The organism is Lactobacillus sp. PV034 (assembly GCF_014522305.1).
Lineage (GTDB): Bacteria > Bacillota > Bacilli > Lactobacillales > Lactobacillaceae > Lactobacillus.
On record NZ_CP041982.1, the window covers coordinates 700,440 to 722,660 of the forward strand.

The following is a 22,221-nucleotide window of genomic DNA, read 5'->3' on the forward strand; positions in this document are numbered from 1 at the left end:
TTAATTCCCCACTTTCTTTCCCAAACTTACTCCCACTCTCATCCCAAAATATGCAAAAACAAATCCTAAAAGAAGTGAAAGTATAAAATATACACTACTATTAAGCCATTGATTAGATTGTAATAGCTTTAATGTATCTAACTGAAAGGTAGAAAAAGTAGTAAATGCACCAACTAATCCTGTAGTCAAACCAGTTGTTAACCAACTTGGTACTTTTTTATATTCAACAAAAAAATAGGTAAATAGTGCTAAGAGAAAACATCCTACAATATTTGCAGCAAAAGTTCCATAAATTGACCATAATAAATTAAAATAGCAGCGCAAACCTCCACCCAAAAAGCCAAAAAAACCTACACTAACATAATTCTTTATTTTCCCCGACATTATCTTCACACTATCCTCTCTTCATACTAATTTTCATTAATGATTATACAAAAAATAGAACTTTCAATGAAAGTTCTATTTCTCACTTATTCAACTGTAACTGATTTTGCTAAGTTACGAGGCTTATCAACATCTAAGCCTTTATTCTTTGATGCATAATATGCTAATAATTGAGCTGGGATAGCAGTTACTAAAGGTGAAAGATAATAATCAATTTGTGGAAGAACTACATCGTCTCCTTCACGCGCAAAATCTTTTGCTACAAATGTCATAACATTTGCTCCACGTGATTCTACTTCTTGAATATTACCACGAGTTAGATCCGCTGTTGTAGGATCATTAATTAAAGTAATTACTGGTGTATCCTTTTCAATTAAAGCAATCGTACCATGTTTCAATTCTGCTGCTGCAAAACCTTCAGTTTCAATATATGAAACTTCTTTAAGCTTTAAAGCACCTTCTAAAGCTACGGCGTAATCAACGCCACGACCTAAATAAAAAGCATTACGAGTATTAGACAAGTATTTCTTAGCTAATTCATCGATCTTTTCTTTACCATCAACTAATTCTTGCATTCCTTCAGCTGCAAGTGCAAATTGATTCTTCAAATCAAAATTCTTAGCCTTTTCGAGGTTCTTCTTTTCACCAACTGCCTTAGCTAAAATTGCTTGTACGGCAATTTGTGCTGTATAAGCCTTAGTAGAAGCTACGGCAATTTCTGGGCCGGCTTCAAGTAACATAGTATAAGTTGCTTCACGAGAAAGAGTTGAACCTTCCACATTAGTCATAGTTAAACTTGGTAAGTTTCTCTCATTTACTTGCTTAAGTACTACGCGTGAATCAGCAGTTTCTCCAGATTGAGACAAGAAAATAAAGAACGGTTTCTTAGAAAGTTTAGGGAAGTGGTAACCAAATTCCGAAGCAAGTCCAACTTCAACTGGAATATCAGCGTATTCTTCAATAATGTTTTTACCAACTAATCCAGCATGATAACTAGTTCCTGCTGCTAAGATATAAATTCGATCACTTTGAGCCATTGCATCAACAATTGCTGGATCTACTTTAACATCATCACCATCAAAGTAATCTTGTGATAAACGTCTCATTACTGCAGGTTGTTCATCAATTTCCTTTAACATGTAAAATTCATAAGTGCCCTTTGAAGCAGCATTTGGATCAATATCCAAAGTATGAGGCTTACGTTCAACCTTTTTACCATCAATAGTTTCAATAACGACATTATCCTGAGTAACATCAGCTACATCACCATCTTGTAAATCAATAAAAGTCTTAGTTTGATCTAAAACAGAAATTGCATCTGAAGCAATAATGTTAAAGCCGTCACCAATTCCTAACATCATTGGACTCTTATTCTTAGCAATAAAGATGTGGTCTGGTTGAGTGTTATCAACTAATAAAAAGGCATATGAACCACGAACTAATTTAAGCGCTTCTTTAAATGCAGAAAAAGCATCTAAATTCTTTTCTCTCGCAATTTTATCAACTAATTGCACCACTACTTCTGTATCAGTAGTTGATTTAAAATCAACATCTTGAAGGTATTTTTCCTTTAATTCAGCGTAATTTTCAATTACCCCGTTATGTACTAAATAGAATCGTCCATCTTCTGAAACATGTGGGTGCGCATTGTCAACAGTTGGCTTTCCATGAGTAGCCCAACGTGTATGTCCAATACCAACTAATCCCTCTTCATCTGGAGTCAGCTTTTCTTCTAAGTTACTAATTCTACCAACTGCTTTAGTTAAGTATTCATTTCCTTGTAAATCATTTAAATAAATACCTGCAGAATCATAGCCACGATATTCAAGATTTTTTAAACCATTTAAAACAACTTCACGTGCAGGTTTTCCTACTACACCAACAATTCCACACATAATTTTTCTCCTTTGGTATATTCAATTTTTAAAATTGGTCTATACTATTAAATCCATTTGCAATAGCTCTATAACAGCTATGATATTAGTATTTTATAAATTGGTCAAGTGATTTATTTAGAAATTGGTATAAATATTTTAAACGTAAATAAAAAAAGACTTGTAACTACAAAGTTATAAGTCTTTTACTGAACTAATTATTAATCTTCGCTACCCATTTCTTGTTTAACAATATCAGCAACTTGTTTGCTATATTTATCAGCTAATTCTTGAGTAGGTGCTTCTGTCATAACACGTAAGAGGTCTTGTGTTCCTGAAGGTCTTACAAAAATTCTTCCATCATCGCCTAATTCTTTTTCAACAGTATCAATAGCATCTAAAATGGCTTGATGATCCTTCCAGCTCTTCTTATCTTTAACTGGAACATTAATTAAGGTCTGAGGATATTCTTTAAAATCAGTAAGTAATTCGCTCAATGATTTTCCAGTATCTTTCATAACATTTAGTAAATGTAAGCCAGTAAGCATTCCATCTCCGGTATTGTGATAATCACTAATTATTACGTGTCCTGATTGTTCTCCACCTAGATTATATCCGTTAGCACGCATTTCTTCAGATACATAGCGATCTCCAACTTGAGTACGTACATTCTTTAAGCCTTTTCTTTCTAAAGCTTTAGTAAATCCAAGATTACTCATTACAGTGGTTACAATAGTATCTTTTTTTAGTCTTCCATGATCTGCTAAGTAACTACCAATCACGTACATAATATGATCACCGTCGACCTCATTACCATTTTCATCAACAGCAATACAACGATCCGCGTCCCCATCAAAGGCTAAACCTAATTGTGCGCCCTGTTTGACAACTTCTTCTTGTAACTTTTCAGTATGTGTTGCACCAACCTTATCGTTGATATTCAAACCATCAGGGTGAGTGGCAATGGTAGTAAAATCAACACCTAAATCTGCAAATAAACGTGAAATTAGGGCACTTGATGCTCCATTTGCTCCATCGATAACAACTTTAATTCCACTTAAGTCTTCAGGGAGTGTATTCTCAATAAATTGAAGATATTTAGATGAACCTTCATGGTAGTTAGTTACAGTTCCTAAACCTTCTGCAGATGGACGAGGTAATTTATCTTCTGGAGCATCAATTAATGCTTCAATTTCTTCTTCTTTAGCGTCAGAAAGCTTTAAACCGTCACTACCGAAAAACTTAATTCCATTATCTTGAACCGGATTATGAGATGCTGAAATTTGAACACCTGCATCAGCACCTTGAGCTCTAACTAAATATGAAAGTCCTGGAGTAGTAATCACACCAAGTTCTAAAACTTCAATTCCTACTGATAAAAGTCCGGCAATCAAGGCATACTCTAACATTTGTCCAGAAATTCGGGTATCTCTTGATACAAGAACTTTAGCCTTTTCCCCTTCTTTTTTATCTTTAGTTAATACATAACCACCATCACGTCCAAGTTTAAAAGCCATTTCAGGTGTTAAGCCAGCATTAGCAACACCACGAACACCATCGGTACCAAAGTACTTAAGCATATTAAAAACCTCTCTTAATCTTTTTTACCATTACTATTTGAAACTTTAATTTTTACTGAAACTTGTGCAGGGTTAGTCTGATAAACACCCTTTGGTAATTTAATTGGTATAGTCTTTTCAGTATCTGCATTCACATGTGATAAATCAACATCAATAGGCAATTCATCAATCTTTTTCAAAGTTTCGTCTTTTCCATAAATTTTTATCGTATCAATATTACTTGACAATGAATAAATTTTGTCTTGATTGCCTCCATGAGATGTCAAACTTAATTTAACTGTTTTCTTAGGCAAACTAATAGGAATTGTCACATTTGTAGTCGCAGGATCAATTACCACATTTAATTGTCTTCCAGCTTTATCTTCAGCAATCAGAATTACTTCTCGTAAGTAACTCTTAATCTCATCTTTGGGAATAACAACCCGGGCAACGATTTTATCAATCTGGTTTACTTCACTTGTTGCCCCAGTGACTGTTACCACTGAAGGATCACTTTTAGCGGTACCAACCTTATAAGGAGTCGGTACAGCATCTTTATTATACTCTATTTGAACTGGAAAAGATTTAGATTTTCGTTTTTGAATATTAACCGTTATTTTCTTAGGATTAATGGAATAAGACAATTGATTACTCAAACCATTTACCTTGACTGGAACGGTGTGTTTTCCTGGTTTAAATTTACTCAAATCAATAAAGACCCTAAAATTTTGAGTATTTACTGTTGAAGTAACCAAAGCAGTTGATCCTGAAAGGCTTAAAGATACCTTCTCGGGATAGCCAGTCACGTAATACTTATCTGTATCAACCGATACCTGCAAAGGAACCTTAAGATTTTCTTTTTTGGTCGCAGTTTTTATAGTCGCGTTTCTTTGTCCCTCTGGCACAAAACCTGGTTGATTAAAATTAACATAAATGGCTAAAACAATTGCTAAAAATAGTGCAACTACCTTATAAAACCAGAGTCTATCAAAAAATTTTTTCATTTTTTGTTTGACCCCCAATTCCATATCTTATTAATAATTTGCTGATACCAACTTGGTTTTTTGTCTTGAGCTGGTACTAATTGTGCACGCAAATATTTCAAATATTCTTCCCGAGTTAAATCAACCATAAATTGGCTATTTCGTGTGATCGTAACACCACCAGTTTCTTCAGAAACAACAATTGTAATTGCATCCGTAACTTCCGAAATTCCGACTGCTGCTCGGTGTCTAGTCCCTAAATTTTTAGGGATAGCACTATTATCTGATAAAGGTAAATAAGCTGCTGCCACAGCTATCTTATTATCGCGAATAATTACAGCCCCATCATGCAATGGTGTATTAGGAATAAAGATATTAATTAGAAGCTCGCCGGAAATATCTGCATCCAATGGAATTCCTGTTTCAATGTAGTCTTCTAATCCAGTATTTTGTTGAATAGTGATTAAAGCCCCAATTCTTCTTTTAGACATATATTGAATTGCTTTATCAAGCTCTTCAACCATTTTTTCAGAAGTGTCATGCGCACTCATTGTACTACCACCAAAAATTGATGACCGTCCTAAATGCTCCAATCCACGTCTAATTTCAGGCTGGAATATCACAATTATCCCAATAACTGACCATGATAATATTTGATCAACAAAATAAGTTAAAGTGTGTAAATTTAAAAAGCCTGCAACAATTCTAATTATGATAATTAGAGAGATCCCTTTCAGCAATTGGACAGCTTTGGTCCCCCGAGCTAATAAAATCAGGCGATAGATTATGTACCAAACAATAAGAATATCTACTAAATTCATTAGATTTTGCCAAGTTAGCAGGCTTGAAATATCAAATTTCATAAGCTCTCCTTTTCTTACCATTTAATTATAACTAATCACCGATATACTGGCCATTTAATTTAAAAATAAAAGTCATGGCTCTCTAATAAATCTACCATGACTTTAATCTTTTTCTTTGCCAATAATCCTTACTTCTGTTTCTAGCTCAACATTAAATTTGGCTTTTATTTCCTTTTGAATTAAATGAATTAAATTAAGGTAATCAGTTGCAGTGGCTCCACCAACATTTACAATAAAGCCAGCGTGTTTTTTGGAATCCTCTGCTCCTCCAATTCTTTTACCTTGAAGTCCAGCCTTGATTATCATCGGACCAACATAATGGCCCGTAGGTCTTTTAAAGACACTGCCACAAGAAGGATATTCTAAAGGTTGTTTAGCTCGCCGTAATCCATTAAAATATTCCATCTTATTCTTGATTGCTAACTTATCACCTGGCTCTAAAATAAAAGTTGCTCCAATAACAATATCCCCATTTTCTTGCACAAGTGAATGGCGGTACCCGAATTTCATCTCAGCATGGCTATAAGTTTTTAAAATTCCAGTACGAGTTAAAACTTCTACGGTTTCAATAGTTGTTTGAGTTTCTCCTCCATAAGCTCCAGCATTCATGAAAACTGCTCCACCTACACTACCAGGGATACCTGCAGCAAATTCTAAACCACTTAAACTAGCATCAGAAGCCGCTTTTGAGACATCAATAATTCGTGCTCCCGCATCTGCTTTTACACGGTTGGTCTTATTATCAGTAACAATAGTCTTCATTTCGGTGAGAATTATTACTAAGCCTTTAATTCCACCATCACGAATTATCAAGTTAGAAGCATTACCAATTACTGTTAGAGGAATAGTTAGCTCATCAGTAAGTTTTACTATCCTTTTTAATTCGTCTAAATTTTTAGGAAAAGCCAAATATTCAGCAGGTCCCCCTGTCTCAGTAAAAGTAAATCGACTTAAAGGAACATTTTCCTGAATATCTATTCCCTCTTTTTTTAAGTCCATTAACTGCATAACTTTCCCTCCTTATTACTTTATAGTCTTACTGTATTGTACCCTAATATTTCCACCTTATGATATACTTTATCTAAAAATTATTCTATAAAGAGGAATCAACATGAATTTCACTGCAATGGATTTTGAAACTGCTAATCATTTTCCTGAAAGCGCTTGTTCTTTAGCACTAGTTTTAGTTAGAAATAACAAAATAATAGATCGTTTTTATACGGTCATTAACCCCCAAATGCCTTTTGATAGTCAAAATATAAAAATCCATGGCATTACAGCAGATGATGTTAAAAATGCTCCCACAATGGCTGAAGTATGGCCAAAAATAAAAAAATTATATCAACCAGGAATGCTAGTTGCAGCACATAATGCTCGCTTTGATTGTAATGTTCTCCAGAAATCTCTGGCACGCTATAATATTTCTGCTCCTCATTACTTAGCAATTGATACATTAGCTACAAGCCGTTTATTTGAACCTAATTTAAAAAATCATAAACTTGATACCGTTTCAGCTGCTCTAAATATTGATTTATGGCACCATCATAATGCTTTAAGTGATAGCGAAGCATGCGCTGAAATTTTAATTCACCAAAACAAAGAATTCGGAAATGAACCAATAAAAAATCTCGTAAAGCAAATTTAATGCTTCACGAGATTTTTTATTTATTCAAACTAGCTTTTACTTTCTGCCACCATTCTTTACTTTTTTCACCTAAAGCTGTGATTTCAACTTCACGTTCAGTCGAATCCCATGAATTATCTACACGACTAATTTTTAATTGTAAATAATTTTTTGGTAAATCATCAATAATAAATTCCGGCCATTCAATAACTACAATGCCAGGTTCAGCTAAATAAGCAGGCATATCAATACTTGATAAATCACCATTTTCTAGGCGATACATATCCATATGAAAAAGTGGCATTCGACCTTCCTTATATTCTCTTACAATTGTAAAAGTTGGACTTTTTACAGGACGACGTATTTTTAATGCTCTTGCTATTCCTTTAGTAAGGGTTGTCTTTCCTGCACCTAGATCTCCGGTTAATAATAAAAGGTCATGAGGAGAAGCAGTTGCGCCTAGTGCTTCTCCCAATTCTTGCATTTGAGTATCTGAAGTTATGTTTATTTTTTCCATTATTACTCCATATTAGCCTGTGCTGCAGTCAAAATTCCTAATAAATATACATCCTCAGTATTACAGCCACGAGATAAATCATTAATTGGAGCGGCTAATCCTTGCAAAACGGGACCGATTGCTTGAAAGCCACCTAATCTTTCAGCAATCTTATATCCTATATTACCCGATTGAAGCTCTGGGAAAATAAAGACATTGGCATGTCCTGCAACTTTAGAATTAGGAGCCTTTGCCTTTCCAACTTTTGGTACAATAGCTGCATCAAACTGTAATTCACCATCACATAGAATTTCAGGATGCTTTTCGTTCATTATCTTTACCGCATCTTGAACTTTTGTAACCATTGGGCCCTTAGCTGAACCTTTAGTTGAAAAGCTTAACATTGCCACTTTCGGATCTATATTTACCATCTTCGCAGTTCGAGCACTTTGATATGCGATTTCTGCTAAAGTTTCACTATCAGGATCAATATTAATTGCACAGTCAGCGAAAATATATTTTTCACTTTCGCGCTCCATAATCATTGCCCCCGATACACGCGTCATACCTGGCTTAGTTTTAATAATTTGTAATGCTGGACGAACTGTGTCAGCAGTAGAATGGGTCGCTCCAGATACCATACCGTCTGCATATCCTTCATAAACCATCATAGTTCCAAAATAAGGAGGAGTTTTTAACATTTCCTTAGCTTGTTCTAAAGTAGCTTTTCCATGTCTAAGTTCAACCAAATCCTGAGTCATCTTTTCAAGATGCGGATATTTTTCTACATCAATAATACTTACATCGCCCAAATTAATATTATTTTTTTGCGCTACTTCAAGAATTTCAGATGTCTTTCCTGCTACTTGTGCATTTGCATAACCATCTGCTTGAATTCTAGCAGCAGCTTTTAAAATACGTTCATCATTTCCTTCTGGAAAAATAATAGTTCTCTTTTTTTGTAAAGCCACTTCTTTTAACTTTTCAAAAACTTTCATAATCAAACCTCATTAACAAAACTTCTACACTAACAAAATTGACTTAACAGTTTATCAGTATCTCATACCACTTCTGCTTGCTCAATCTTCCGCGGAAGTTGCCAATCAATTGGAGCTTCACCAAAACTTTTTAAGCCATCATTACATTTAGAAAAGGGGCGGGATCCAAAAAATCCTCGATCAGCTGAAAAAGGACTAGGATGCGGAGATTTAATAATAATATTCTTCGATTGATCAATTAAAGGAATTTTATTTTGCGCAAATCTTCCCCAAAGAATAAATACAACTTTACCACGATTACTTAGTGCCTTTATTGCTTGATCTGTTACCAATTCCCATCCTTTACCCTGATGACCATTAGCATGACCATAAGGAACTGTCAACACAGCATTCAAAAGCAAAACACCCTGATCAGTCCATTTTTTTAGATACCCATGTTCTACTGGTACTGCACCAACATCATCGTATAATTCTTTGTAGATATTTTTAAGTGATGGCGGAAGCTTGACCCCGGGATTAACACTAAAACTCATTCCAGTTGCCTGACCGGGATTATGATAAGGATCTTGCCCTAAAATTACTACCTTTGTTTTTTTAAAGGAAGTTAACTTAAATGCTGTAAAAATATGGTACATATCAGGGTAAATAGTTTTAGTTTGATATTCACTTTTTAAAAAATTATGTAATTTACGATAATCTTCACTTATAAATACCGGTTCTAAAATTTCGTCCCAATCATTTCCAATTAATTTTTTCATTAAGAATTCCTCAGTTCTCAACCTTGTCCTAGCTTCATGATATCATAGAACTAGTTATTTAGTTAATTAATGAGGGAAAAGATGGAATACTCAATTTTACTCAACAAAAGTCCTATTTTGGGGCAGATGCCTGTAATTTATGATAAGGGAGAAATCTTATTTTTTTTAACAGGTAGTATCGATAATTTTAATCATACAATTATTCTTTCGAATAAATTCCAAAAAGAGATAGGTCGTTTATATTTGGATAATTCTAATCTGATAAACTCTTATATAATCGATGTAACCCACCATCCCATAGTAAAAATAATTAAGTTAAATAATCAACTTACTAATCTCTTTTATATAACCAAATTAAATTATTGGGTTAAGGGAAGTATAAAAAAGGGAAATTACTCTTTTTATAAAGGGTTAATTGAAAGGGCCAATGTTAAAACAATTATTACCACGGAAGGTAATACATTAGATTGTAATATTCAAAAACCAGAAGATGTCCCTTTCATTTTATTAACCAGTATTTTATTTACTCAATGGCATATAACTCCATTATCATTACCATCATTTCCAGTATTTCATCATAAATTTTGTGTACTTCATTAATCTACTTTATTCTTCAAATTCTTTGTCACCCCACAAATAGTGATAATTTTCTGATCTTAATTTTTTAATAAAAGATGGGTCTTCTTTTAGATGATTAAGGCGGTTTAAAATTGTTTCTAATTCTCGATACACAAGTTGCATATCTTTATGACAATCATGCGTTATCCAAACAAACAAATGCCCATAGATTAGATTAGTCAGTTCTTTAACTAAAAGTTGTGCAATACTTTCTTTTAGCTCCATTTTATTCCAAAAGAATTCACAAAGTTTTTCTTGTAAAAGATCACAGATACAAGTTTTTCCTAGTATTCGGAACATATTTTCATAATACATTCTTTCTCTTTGCAAATGTTGCAGTAAATGATAGAAAGAATCATTTAAACCTCGTCGCTTATGCTTTTTCATTTCGTCTTGTATATTTTGAATAAGGCATAAAGTCAAAAAATTCATCTTATTCGAAAATCGCTTATAAAAAGCATTACGACTACAATTTAAGGTTCGACATAAATAAACAACAGATACATCGTTTACTTCTTTTTTTGCTAACATTTCATAAATGGTCTTTTGTGCATATGTAAATTTTATTTGCATAACACCCTGGCCTTTCTTTCTATTATCGTCAAAGCGATTTACTTAAAAATCAGCTTACCAAAGCTTTTTATAAGAAACAAGCACTTAAATAAAAGTAGAACATTGCTATATTTTAAAAAAATTAAATAGCCCTTAACTTTAGCTCAATTTAAAATAACAAAAATTTTTTTGATTAATATAAAAAAATACCCTAGTGATTTAGAGTAATTCGTAATTATGAAATTTAATTATAAAAATCATTAATTACTTTATTTTTTCCTAATCACTAGGGTAATTTATTGTAAGATCATATGATCATAAACTCGATCTCCAATTGTCATTTCAGAAACGGTCTTAAAATTTAAATGATCGTACAATCTTTTTGCTCGAGTATTTTCTTTATCAACATTCAAACTAATTAACTTATATCCATGAGCTGCTGCAACTTTCGGAACAATACTTAACAAACTGGTCGCAATACCTTGGCCCCAAAACTTTGGATCAACCGCAAGCGAATCAATATACCATTCATTAACTAAGGCTTCATCATCGGTAAAAATAGTAAAATCTTTTGAAATACCTAATTGAGGTTGATACTTCTTAATTTCATCATGACTACCTGCTTCTTGATCCTCATAACTGTACATATCTAAGATTCCGATTGGTTTATCTCGGTTATCAGCTGCTACCCAAATATGCTTATAGCCAAAAGTAAATTTCGGGTCTCTAAAGCCAAGCTCCATTAACTGATAAAATTGTTCCTCAGGTATTTGCTTAATTGTTTCCAAATCCATTTCATCAAATATCTGATTTAAAATTGGAAAAACGTATTTAAAATCATCTAATTTTGCTTCTCTAATCATAGACATTGTCCAAAATGTTATACTCGATATTTTCTTCTAAGTTCGCGCTCTTGATCACGCTTTTTGATAGTTTCGCGCTTGTCGTATTGTTTCTTCCCTTGACCTACTCCAATTAGGACTTTGGCAAAACCATGTTTAAGATATACTTTTAAAGGAATAATAGTCATCCCTTGCTGGCTTTGAATACCAGCCAGACGTGCAATTTGTTTTTTGTGAAGTAACAGTCTTCTTTGGCGCAAAGGATCATGATTATAAATGTTTCCTTGCTTATACTCGCTTATATGAACATTTTCTAAATAAGCAGAGCCATTAATAATTTGAACATAACCATCACGCAAGTTAATTCTTCGGGCACGTACCGACTTTATTTCTGTCCCAGTTAAAGCAATCCCTGCTTCGAGAGTTTCCTTAATAAAATAATCATGACTAGCCTTTTTATTTTGGGCTATCACATTATCTTCTTTTTTTTGTTTCATCATAAACCCTTATTAACTCTTCTTTTTAAAAGAATTTTTTGCTTCACGACGCTTATGAATAGTAAATCTATTATTTTTACCACCAGAATTACGATTATTTCTATTTCTTGAATAGCTTCTCTCGAAATTGCGTCCTCGACGATTATTATGAGTCTTTGGTGCATTTGGATCATATATCTCAAAATCCAATTGATGTTGTTCAACATCTGCACGAATTAATTTAACTTTAATAGGCATTCCAACTTTAAATTCTTTATGAGAATTACGTCCAGTTAGAGTCATTGATTTTTCATTAAAGTTGTAATAATCATCGTTTAAGTTAGAGATATGAATTAAGCCTTCAACGGTATTAGGCAACTGAATAAACATACCAAAACTTGTAACGGATGATACTATTGCATCAAATACTTGGCCAACCTTATCAGCCATGTATTCTGTCATCTTAAGGTCATTTACACCACGTTCAGCATCAATTGAACGACGTTCTTGGCTTGAGGTTTGTTCAGCCACTTCAGGTAATTGGGATTTGAAATGATCCTGAATTTTTTCCTTCTTACCTTCATCAGCATAAGTATGAATCATACGGTGTACCATTAAATCTGAATAACGTCTAATTGGTGAGGTAAAGTGAGTATAATCTTTAGCAGCTAACCCAAAATGTCCTAAAGGATCTGGTGAATAGTGCGCTTGTTTCAAGCTACGAAGCATCATCATTTCCACTACTGCCTCTTCAGGTGTTCCTTCAGTCTTACTGATAATCTTTTGTAAATCTTTTGGACTAACATGGGCTGGATCAGCTGTTACGTGAAGTCCAAAAGCACTAACAAATTCAAAGAACGTCTTCATTTTTTCTTCATCAGGCGTTTCGTGAACACGGTATAAGAAAGGTACGTTCTTCTTGTAGTAATCTTGAGCTACGGTTTCATTTGCGATTAACATAAATGATTCAATCATTTTTTCAGCTGTGCCACGTTCACGAAGAATAATATCCACTGGTTTACCTTGAGCATCAACTTTAATCTTCGCTTCAGGTTCTTCAAAATCAATTGCTCCCCTTAAATGACGTTGCTTATATAATGCTTCATGCAATTTTGCCATTTCTTCAAGCATTGGTTTTAACTTGCGGTATTTTTCTTCCTTTGGATCTTCTTGATTTGGATCCAAAGTTTGATTTACCTTATTATAGGTTAAACGTCCATGTGACTTCATCACCGAAGGATGGATGCTATATTTAACTCGTTGTCCATCTGGTGTAATTTCCATATCACAAGAAAGTACTAAACGTTCTACTCCTTCATTTAAGGAACAAATACCATTTGATAGACGAAATGGTAACATCGGAATTACACGATCAACTAAATAGGTACTATTTCCTCGTTTGAATGCTTCTTGATCAAGTGGAGAATTTTCAGTTACATAATGGGAGACATCTGCAATGTGTACACCTAAATGATAATTTCCATTTGGTAATTTCCATAAAACTACGGCATCGTCAAAGTCCTTAGAATCATCCCCATCAATTGTTACTGCTGGTTGATCAGTAATATCAATACGTCCTTTTTTATCTGCATCAGTAACATGATCAGGAATGCTATTAGCTTGTTCCATCGCCTCAGTTGGCCATTCTATGCGAATTTCATTGTCGACAACAATTGACATAATATCCACACCAGGATCATTCTTATTACCAAGTGTTTTAATTGCAACTGCAGTCATTTCATCTGGATGATCTTCATTAGGGTAATCTTTTAAAGAAACTTGAACCATATCACCCATTTGTGGCTTTAAACCGGTATCCTCGATATTAATTTTAAATCGTTTAAGCTTACGATTTTCACTTGTTATATATCCAATATAACCGTATTTTGCTACTAAGTCATCACTATAGGGATGATATTCACCCACAAGATTTTCCACACCATGTGCTAAAATCTCATTGACTTTTCCTTCAGGGCCTTTTCCATTCCAAGGATTTGCGCCTGCAATGATAGTGACTTGAACTCTATCACCATCGATCGCATACCTAGTATTATGCTTATCTACAAATACATCCTCAGCTTTTTCATCATCTAATCTAACGAAGCCAAAACCTTTATCATTAGCCTTGAAGAGGCCTTCAACAATTATATTCTCTTGATTGAGCTGATATTTTCCTTTACCATTTGTAATAATTTTTTTCTCATGTTCTAAAAAAGTTAATGACTTTACAAGATCAGAAAACTCAAATTTATTATGTTTACTTAATTCTTTTTCTAATTGATCTACATCATATTGTTCTTGGGGATTATGGCGGAAAGTTTCATAAATTTCTGCTAATAATCGTTCATTTTGTGCCATATATATACCTCACATATTTATTCTAGGCCTAATAAAAAGACCTCCACAAATGTGGAGGCCGATTGTTTTACTTAGATGATAATGTCGCTAAAATAATCGCTAATACAAAGAAAATAACTAGTAATACACCAGTAATTCTTTCCATTAAAGCCTCAAAACCACGCTTTTTAGATTGGCCGCTAAATACAGCACCACCTGATAACGCATTTAAGGCATCTTGTTGTTTTTGTGGTTGCATCAACGTTGCAATAATAATTAAAATACTAACGATAATTATTAACGTCATGGTTAGGTTATACAAAGCGCTGCCTCCATTGCCTAAATTAACTACTATTAAAAGTTTACCATAAATCAAATACGATTGCTAAATAAAAAGGAGACTATTTAAAATAGTCTCCTTTTTATCAAATCATTTCAAGATTAGAATTGCTTGTGTAAGTTGTAGAAACTGTGGATACCTAAGTATTGACCAGTTGAGCCTAAAGCTTCTTCAATACGCATTAATTGGTTGTACTTAGCCATTCTATCAGTTCTTGACATTGAACCAGTCTTAATTTGACCAGCGTTAGTACCTACAACTAAGTCAGCAATTGAAGTATCTTCACTTTCACCTGAACGGTGAGAAACAATAGCAGTGTAGCTAGCTTGTTTTGCCATTTCAATGGCATCAAATGTTTCAGTTAAAGTACCAATTTGGTTAACTTTAATTAAGATAGCGTTAGCAACGCCCATTTGAATACCCTTCTTCAAGTAGTTGGTATTTGTTACAAATAAGTCATCACCAACAATTTGAATCTTCTTACCTAAACGGTCAGTAAAAGTCTTCCAACCTTCCCAATCGTTTTCGTCCAATGGATCTTCAACAGAAATAATTGGGTACTTGTCAACCCAGTCTTCGATTAATGAAGTCCATTCTTCTGCTGAGTAATCACGTCCATCAGCAATAGTTACATACTTCTTAGTTTCTTTGTTGTAAAATTCAGAAGCAGCACAGTCGAAGGCAATAGAAATATCTTCACCTGGTTTATAACCAGCACGTTGAATTGCTTCTACCAATAATTCAAATGGTTCTTCGTTATTTGCTAAGTTTGGTGCAAAACCACCTTCATCACCAACAGCAGTTGATTCGCCACGTTCTTTAAGAATACTCTTCAAAGTGTGGAAAGTTTCTGCACCCATACGTACAGCTTCATGTAATGATTTTGCACCAACAGGCATAATCATAAATTCTTGAATATCAACATTGTTATCAGCGTGTTTACCACCATTAAGAACATTCATCATTGGGGTTGGTAAAACGTGACCATTAGGTCCGCCTAAGTATTCATATAATGGGAGACCTAATTCATCAGCAGCAGCACGTGCAGCAGCTAAAGAAACAGATAAAATAGCGTTAGCACCTAGACGACCCTTGTTAGGAGTACCATCTAAATCAATCATAGTTTGATCAATAAGACGTTGATCAGTTACATCTAAACCAATTACAGCCTTTGCAATTTCGCCATTAACGTTTTCAACAGCAGTTAATACACCATTACCATCAAAACGTGACTTATCACCATCACGTAATTCAACGGCTTCATGTTCACCAGTTGAAGCACCTGATGGAACAATAGCGCGGCCAAAGCCACCTAATTCAGTATAAACTTCAGCTTCAACAGTTGGGTTACCACGTGAATCAAGAACTTCACGTGCGTGAATATCAGTAATTACAGACATAAAAATTCTCCTTTAAATTCTGTTTAAATAAATTGTTTATTAATCTTGGTAGTTAACTAATTCTAAGTAAGATTCTGGATCTAATGAAGCACCACCAACTAAACCACCATCAATATCAGGTTTAGCCATTAATTCCTTAATATTAGCAGGTTTTACAGAACCACCGTATTGGATACGAACATTTTCAGCAGTTTCTTCATTGTAAAGATCCTTAACAGTTTCACGAATGGTCTTGCACATTTCTTCAGCTTGATCAGCAGAAGCGGTTTTACCAGTACCGATTGCCCAGATTGGTTCATAGGCAATAACAACTTTTGATACTTGTTCTGCAGTTAAACCATCAAGTGCAGCCTTAATTTGACTAACTACCCATTCTTCTTGCTTATTAGCTTCACGAGTTTCAAGAGATTCACCACAACAAATAATTGGGGTTACGCCATTAGCAAATAAAGCCTTAGCTTTCTTGTTAATATCTTCATCAGTTTCGTGGAAGTAGCCTCTTCTTTCTGAGTGGCCAATAATACAATAATCAATACCCATTTCGTTCAATACTTTAGGTGAAGTTTCACCAGTAAAAGCACCTTCAACTTCAAAATAAGCATTTTCTGCACCAGTATGTAAGTTAGTACCCTTAGCATTTTCTGCTAAAACATAAAGGTCAACTGCAGGTGCAGCAATGACAGATTCAACTTTAGATGGATCTGGTAATTTACCTTTAACTGCCTTAACAAATTCAGCAGTTTGTTCCGGGTTCATATGTAATTTCCAGTTACCAGCAATAATTGGTGTACGCATAATAAATATTCCTCCTATGAATTACTTATCTGAAACGCAAGCGATACCAGGTAATTCCTTACCTTCAAGATAGTTAAGTGAAGCACCACCACCAGTAGAAATGTGGCTAATCTTTGGAGCAATACCTAATTGCTTAGCAGCTGCAGTTGAGTCACCACCACCAATAATAGTTACAGCATCCTTCAATTCAGCTAAAGCACGACCTACTTCTAAAGTACCTTCAGCATAGTTTGGCATTTCAAATGCACCCATAGGTCCATTCCAAACAACAGTCTTAGCATCCTTAAGAATATCCTTAAATTTAGCAACAGTCTTAGGACCAATATCTAAGCCCATCATGTTATCAGGAATATCATCGCCAACAACTTCGTGAGGAGCATCATTTGAAAATTCAGTTGCAGCAACGTTATCTACAGGTAAAACAATCTTGTCGCCAGCCTTTTCAAGTAATTCCTTGGCAAGATCTAATTTATCTTCTTCAAATAATGATTTACCAATCTTGTGGCCTTGTGCTGCTAAGAAAGTATAAGCCATACCACCACCAATTAAAATGTGATCTGACTTAGGAATTAAGTTTTCAATAACACCAATCTTATCAGAAACCTTAGCCCCACCCAAAATGGTTACAAATGGGTGAACAGGGTTTTCAACAGCATCACCTAAGAATTGAATTTCTTTTTCAAGTAAGTAACCAGCGGCAGCAGGCTTACCAGCTTTCTTCATAGCTTCAGCAATACCTACATTAGATGCGTGACTTCTGTGTGCAGTACCAAAAGCATCGTTAACAAAGATGTCACCTAAACTTGCCCAGTATTCGCCAAGTTTTGGATCATTCTTAGATTCACGTTTACCAAAGTCATTATCGATATCTTGGAATCTAGTGTTTTCAAGAACAACTACATCTCCATCTTTCATATTATCGATAGTTTCTTCTACTTCTTTACCTTCATTTTCAGGAACAAAGGTTACAGGCTTATTTAATAATTCACTTAAACGTTCTGCAACTGGCTTTAATGATAATTCCTTCTTATCTGCATCACTCTTTACACGACCCAAGTGACTTAATAAGATAGCCTTTCCACCATTATCAATGATGTACTTAATAGTTGGCAAAGCAGCAACAATACGGTTATCATCACCAATAACACCATCTTTAATAGGAACATTAAAGTCTACACGAACAAGAACTTTTTTGCCCTTAAGTTCATTTTTAAGATCAGAAACAATTAATTTAGCCATTGAATTAGCCTCCATGTTTTCATTTTTCTAAAAAAGGCGGAGGAAGAACTCTCCCTCCGCCTTCTCTTTGCTTATCTAATAGTCAAATAATATCTAAATATTACAGATTAAAGAGTAGCAAACTTCAATAAAGTACGAACCATTTGGCAAGTGAATGAGTATTCATTGTCGTACCAAGCAACAGTCTTAACTAATTGCTTGTCACCTGCAGTAGTAACCATAGTTTGAGTTGGGTCAAAGATTGAACCAGCAGTCATACCTAAAACATCAGTTGAAACGATGTTGTGGTCGTTGTATGCAAATGAAGGACTTTCGTACTTCTTCATAGCTTCATTAACTTCGTCAGCAGTTACGCTCTTGCCTAAAATAGTAACTAATTCAGTAACTGAACCATCTGGAACTGGAACACGTTGTGCGTGACCATTCAACTTGCCGTTCAATTCTGGGATAACAAGACCAATAGCCTTTGCAGCACCAGTTGAGTGAGGAATAATGTTGATTGCAGCAGCACGTGCAGAACGTAAGTTACCACCACGTACAGGACCATCCAAAAGCATTTGGGTTGAAGTGTAAGCGTGAATAGTAGTCATAGTACCAACTTCAATGCCGAATTCATTTTGTAAAGCATTAACCATTGGAGCTAATGAGTTAGTAGTACATGAACCAGCTGAAACGATCTTGTCATCTGGAGTTAAAGTATCTTGGTTAACACCGTAAACAATAGTCTTAAGATCGTTACCTGCAGGAGCAGAAATTAAAACTCTCTTTGCACCAGCTTTAAGGTGAGCTTCTGACTTAGCCTTGCTAGTGTAGAAACCAGTACATTCAAGAACGAAGTCAACACCATCGTTCTTAACCCATGGAATGTTTTGTGCTTGTGGTTCTGCGTAAACACGGTATTCTTTACCATCAACTACGATAGCGTCATCAGTAGATGAAACTTCGTGGTCAAAAGTACCATGAGTTGAGTCGTACTTAAGTAAGTGTGCTAAAAGTGAAGGAGTAGTTAAGTCGTTAATTGCAACAACTTCGATATCCTTAGACTTTTCGCCTAAATCCATAATACGACGGAATGCTAAACGTCCGATACGGCCGAAACCGTTAATACCAATTTTAACTGTCATATCCAATATTCCTCCTTAGGAATCTATGTAACAATTTATTTTAAACAGGAATTACTTCCCCTTTAAAACCATATTTGAAGCTCCCTCATCCGTGATAAGCCACGTCTGTTTAGGAGCATGATGCATGTAAGCTTCAATTGCAGCTGCTTTTTTAGCTCCTGCTGCAATTGCAAATACATGAGGTATTTTACCTAAATCTTCAAGTTGTAATCCAACTCTTGGGACTTGGTCAATCAGTCTTCCCTGCTGGTCAAAGAAATACCCAAAACTTTCGGCCACAGCACCCTTCTCTCGAAGTTTGGAACGAGTAATCACATCTAAATTACGCCTTTTGGCCATTTCATCTGCTAAACCAATTCCATGAATGACTGCATCACTATTATATATGTTTGAAATCGCATTCGCAATACCGGCATCTTTAATTAAAATATCCAATGCTTCCGCAGGTATATTCTCTGGTAAATACAATCCCTGATGTCTACCTCCAGTTTTAGAGGCCATCACTTGAGCAATTGTATTACTTTGAATTTCGACACTTTCGCCTAATGCTCCTCGTCCAGCAACAAAAAGCAAATCACGATAACGACTCAATTTTGTTGAAAGATGACTAGCTGCCTTTGAAATTGTTGCTCCGCCCAAAACAGTAATGATATTTTTTCCTAAAGGAAGTAACAAGTCTAAAGCAGATTCAAGTTGTTGACTTAATTGCTCAAAAACACGTTCTTGTCGATCACTGTTACCTGGCACCACTATCACTCGTTCAATTCCCAATTTATTTGCAAGATCTTTTTCTAAATTACTTGCATTAAAAATTCGGTCAATAAACGGGGCAGCTTCTTTCAAAACATGATTTCCCTTTTCGGTTAAAATCATTCCATATTTTTTAACCTCTATTAGGCCTAAGCTTTTCAAAAGATCAGTTTCTGTACGGATATTTCGTTCGCTTAGTCCTAACTTCTCCGCTATTACCCTTCGCCCCACAGGGGCAAATAAAGAAATTTGCTCAAGAACGAGAAATCTTTGTCGAACTATTTTAAGAATATCCGGAGCCAAATCTTGCAACAAGGTTAAGTCCGTGTCCATATTTGCTCCTTCTAATGGGTCAAATTGTGTCCCACGTTGTGACACTTTGTGACCCACAAACTTTAAAAATATTAGAGAAATTCAAAAACTTTCGTTTTTTCATTTCCCTTTCGACACCCATAGTATAACAATATAAAATTTAGATTTCAACCTTTAATAAAACGATTTCATATTATCATAACTAATTGTTAAAAATATGTCCCCCCTCAGAGTCGAACTGAGATCTTAAGAACCGGAATCTTACGTGCGATCCATTACACTAAGGGGACGAATATCTTAATAATATTGTAGCAGAAAAAAGAAATACGTAACAAGAATAAATATATCAATCAATCCTTTTATTCTTATCCAATTATTAGTTTAATTTCGATATAATTTACTTGGGTTAGTATTTATATCGAAGAAAGGTAATTTAAATGGAAGCTGAACTAAAACAAAATCAGGCTAAAAAAATGCTTTGGCCTACATTAGCCATGATGGCTTTCTCCACCGTATGGGGTTTTGGAAATATTATTAATGGCTATGGTTACTTTGATGGAACTCATGTCATCTTTAGCTGGATTATAATGTTTGCCTTGTACTTTGTTCCTTATGCTTTAATGGTTGGGGAACTGGGATCAACTTTTAAAAAAGCTGAAGGTGGAGTCTCTTCATGGGTCAATGCAACAATGGGACCTCGTTGGGCTTATTATGCCGGCTGGACCTACTGGGCTGTTCATATCGTATATATCTCAAGTAAAGGAACTGGTGGACTAAGAGCTATGGCTTGGGGTATTTGGGGATCAATTGATAAATTTGATGCTACACCAACGCTTTGGATCCAATTAGCTACTTTAGCAATTTTCCTTTTCTTTTGTTGGTTTGCCAGTCGCGGAATTTCATTCCTAAAAACTTTAGCTACAATTGCTGGGACATCAATGTTTATTATGTCAATTTTATTTATCATCATGATGTTTGCAGCACCTACAATTAATCCTAATAGTAATTTTCAAACCATTTCTTGGAATTGGAAGAATTTCTTACCTAACTTTAATATCAGTTATTTCACTTCACTTTCTATTTTAATTTTCTCAGTTGGAGGCTGTGAAAAAATTTCACCTTACGTATTTAAAGTTAAAGATCCAGCTAAGAACTTTCCTAAGTCAATGATCCTACTAGCCATTATGGTTATAATTTCAGCGATTTTAGGTACTTTTGCCTTAGCGATGATGTTTGATCCAAGAAAGGTATCTGGCAGCAGCGCTGATCTAGCAAATTACATTTCTAATGGGCCATATTGGGCTTTCCAAAACTTGGGTACTTACTATCATGCAGGTAATCTTTTCCTCTATCTTTATGCTTGGTGTAATGTAATTGGTCAATTTTCAACTTTAGTTATTTCTATTGATGCACCTTTACGAATGCTTTTAGGTAGTAAAGAGGCTCATGATTTTATTCCATCAAGTCTATTAAAGAAAAATCGTCACGGTGCTTACATTAATGGGATTTGGATGATAGTCATTCTTTCGGGAGGATTAACGTTAATTCAAGCTGTTGTTCCAGACGCTACTCAAGTTATGGAGCAGCTAGTCAAATTGAATTCTACAACTATGCCGCTCCGCTACTTATGGGTGTTTGCAGCCTATATTGCTTTGCGCAATGATCGAAATAAGTTTAATTCCGAATACCAAATGACAAAAAATCAATGGTTAGCCAAATTAAGTGGTTACTGGTGTTTCTTCTTAACAGCAGCTTGCTGTATAGTTGGTATTTATTCACCAGATCCCTTCACTTTATTTTTAAATATTTTAACGCCAATTATTTTGCTTGCCTTGGGTTTAATCTTACCTCTGATTAAAAAGAGACAAGATAAAAAATTAATCTAATTAATTCTAAC

Annotated in this window: 22 protein-coding genes; 3 read left to right on the forward strand and 19 right to left on the reverse strand. The window is 34.7% G+C overall.

Translation table 11 applies throughout. The features are described from left to right. From FP432_RS03590 to murB, 6 genes are all read right to left on the reverse strand, one after another. Positions 1-384 (reverse strand): fluoride efflux transporter FluC, encoded by a 384-nt coding sequence (locus FP432_RS03590; RefSeq protein ID WP_265489600.1) that lies wholly within the window; start codon positions 382-384, stop codon positions 1-3. 86 nt (positions 385-470) lie between these two features. Further along, complete coding sequence (gene glmS, locus FP432_RS03595) at positions 471-2,279, reverse strand: glutamine--fructose-6-phosphate transaminase (isomerizing) (RefSeq protein ID WP_265489481.1); 1,809 nt, start codon at positions 2,277-2,279, stop codon at positions 471-473. A 200-nt stretch (positions 2,280-2,479) separates the two neighbouring features. Beyond that, on the reverse strand, positions 2,480-3,838 hold the full coding sequence (gene glmM, locus FP432_RS03600) for a phosphoglucosamine mutase (RefSeq protein ID WP_265489482.1): 1,359 nt from the start codon (positions 3,836-3,838) through the stop codon (positions 2,480-2,482). Positions 3,839-3,852: 14 nt separating this feature from the next. Continuing rightward, positions 3,853-4,821, reverse strand: coding sequence for a YbbR-like domain-containing protein (locus tag FP432_RS03605; RefSeq protein ID WP_265489483.1), 969 nt, complete (start codon positions 4,819-4,821; stop codon positions 3,853-3,855). Then, a complete protein-coding gene (gene cdaA, locus FP432_RS03610) occupies positions 4,818-5,663 on the reverse strand; it encodes a diadenylate cyclase CdaA (RefSeq protein WP_265489484.1) in 846 nt (281 codons plus the stop codon). The genes FP432_RS03605 and cdaA overlap by 4 nt, the downstream gene beginning before the upstream one ends. Before the next feature lie 102 nt (positions 5,664-5,765). Beyond that, on the reverse strand, positions 5,766-6,671 hold the full coding sequence (gene murB, locus FP432_RS03615) for a UDP-N-acetylmuramate dehydrogenase (RefSeq protein WP_265489485.1): 906 nt from the start codon (positions 6,669-6,671) through the stop codon (positions 5,766-5,768). A gap of 103 nt (positions 6,672-6,774) precedes the next feature. On the opposite strand from murB, the gene FP432_RS03620 reads away from it, so the two are divergent. Next, positions 6,775-7,308 carry a 3'-5' exonuclease gene (locus FP432_RS03620; protein ID WP_265489486.1) on the forward strand — a complete coding sequence of 178 codons (534 nt, stop codon included), beginning with the start codon at positions 6,775-6,777 and terminating at the stop codon, positions 7,306-7,308. Between the two features lie 16 nt (positions 7,309-7,324). Here the strand turns inward: FP432_RS03620 and tsaE are convergent, their stop codons facing one another. From tsaE to FP432_RS03635, 3 genes are all read right to left on the reverse strand, one after another. Further along, positions 7,325-7,804, reverse strand: a complete 480-nt coding sequence (tsaE, locus tag FP432_RS03625; protein WP_265489487.1) for a tRNA (adenosine(37)-N6)-threonylcarbamoyltransferase complex ATPase subunit type 1 TsaE — start codon at positions 7,802-7,804, stop codon at positions 7,325-7,327. A gap of 2 nt (positions 7,805-7,806) precedes the next feature. Continuing rightward, the gene (pta, locus tag FP432_RS03630; RefSeq protein ID WP_265489488.1) at positions 7,807-8,781 is read right to left on the reverse strand and encodes a phosphate acetyltransferase; all 975 of its coding nucleotides are present in this window, start codon (positions 8,779-8,781) and stop codon (positions 7,807-7,809) included. A gap of 62 nt (positions 8,782-8,843) precedes the next feature. Beyond that, entirely contained in the window at positions 8,844-9,539 is a 696-nt protein-coding gene (locus FP432_RS03635; RefSeq protein WP_265489489.1) for a uracil-DNA glycosylase, read from the reverse strand. An 81-nt stretch (positions 9,540-9,620) separates the two neighbouring features. Here FP432_RS03635 and FP432_RS03640 point away from each other — a divergent pair, with 81 nt between their 5' ends. Continuing rightward, entirely contained in the window at positions 9,621-10,139 is a 519-nt protein-coding gene (locus FP432_RS03640; protein ID WP_265489490.1) for a hypothetical protein, read from the forward strand. 6 nt (positions 10,140-10,145) lie between these two features. On the opposite strand, the gene FP432_RS03645 is transcribed toward FP432_RS03640, so the two are convergent. The 10 genes from FP432_RS03645 to FP432_RS03690 all read right to left on the reverse strand — a co-directional run bounded on the left by FP432_RS03645 (position 10,146) and on the right by FP432_RS03690 (position 20,345). Beyond that, complete coding sequence (locus FP432_RS03645) at positions 10,146-10,688, reverse strand: hypothetical protein (RefSeq protein WP_265489491.1); 543 nt, start codon at positions 10,686-10,688, stop codon at positions 10,146-10,148. Between the two features lie 317 nt (positions 10,689-11,005). Continuing rightward, positions 11,006-11,572, reverse strand: a complete 567-nt coding sequence (locus FP432_RS03650) for a GNAT family N-acetyltransferase (RefSeq protein WP_265489492.1) — start codon at positions 11,570-11,572, stop codon at positions 11,006-11,008. A 17-nt stretch (positions 11,573-11,589) separates the two neighbouring features. After that, the gene (smpB, locus tag FP432_RS03655) at positions 11,590-12,048 is read right to left on the reverse strand and encodes an SsrA-binding protein SmpB (protein WP_265489601.1); all 459 of its coding nucleotides are present in this window, start codon (positions 12,046-12,048) and stop codon (positions 11,590-11,592) included. 12 nt (positions 12,049-12,060) lie between these two features. Further along, the gene (gene rnr / locus FP432_RS03660; protein ID WP_265489493.1) at positions 12,061-14,385 is read right to left on the reverse strand and encodes a ribonuclease R; all 2,325 of its coding nucleotides are present in this window, start codon (positions 14,383-14,385) and stop codon (positions 12,061-12,063) included. Positions 14,386-14,452: 67 nt separating this feature from the next. Further along, entirely contained in the window at positions 14,453-14,686 is a 234-nt protein-coding gene (gene secG / locus FP432_RS03665) for a preprotein translocase subunit SecG (protein ID WP_265489495.1), read from the reverse strand. A 119-nt stretch (positions 14,687-14,805) separates the two neighbouring features. Then, entirely contained in the window at positions 14,806-16,104 is a 1,299-nt protein-coding gene (eno, locus tag FP432_RS03670) for a phosphopyruvate hydratase (RefSeq protein ID WP_265489496.1), read from the reverse strand. Between the two features lie 39 nt (positions 16,105-16,143). Continuing rightward, a complete protein-coding gene (tpiA, locus tag FP432_RS03675) occupies positions 16,144-16,899 on the reverse strand; it encodes a triose-phosphate isomerase (protein ID WP_265489497.1) in 756 nt (251 codons plus the stop codon). Between the two features lie 21 nt (positions 16,900-16,920). Further along, positions 16,921-18,138: a phosphoglycerate kinase gene (locus FP432_RS03680; protein WP_265489498.1), complete on the reverse strand. Its 1,218-nt coding sequence runs from the start codon at positions 18,136-18,138 to the stop codon at positions 16,921-16,923. Between the two features lie 107 nt (positions 18,139-18,245). Next, positions 18,246-19,262: a type I glyceraldehyde-3-phosphate dehydrogenase gene (gap, locus tag FP432_RS03685; RefSeq protein WP_265489499.1), complete on the reverse strand. Its 1,017-nt coding sequence runs from the start codon at positions 19,260-19,262 to the stop codon at positions 18,246-18,248. Between the two features lie 51 nt (positions 19,263-19,313). Next, positions 19,314-20,345: a sugar-binding transcriptional regulator gene (locus FP432_RS03690; protein ID WP_265489501.1), complete on the reverse strand. Its 1,032-nt coding sequence runs from the start codon at positions 20,343-20,345 to the stop codon at positions 19,314-19,316. A 416-nt stretch (positions 20,346-20,761) separates the two neighbouring features. Between FP432_RS03690 and FP432_RS03695 the strand changes: the two genes are divergently transcribed. Beyond that, a complete protein-coding gene (locus FP432_RS03695; RefSeq protein WP_265489502.1) occupies positions 20,762-22,210 on the forward strand; it encodes an APC family permease in 1,449 nt (482 codons plus the stop codon). Positions 22,211-22,221 lie beyond the last annotated feature (11 nt).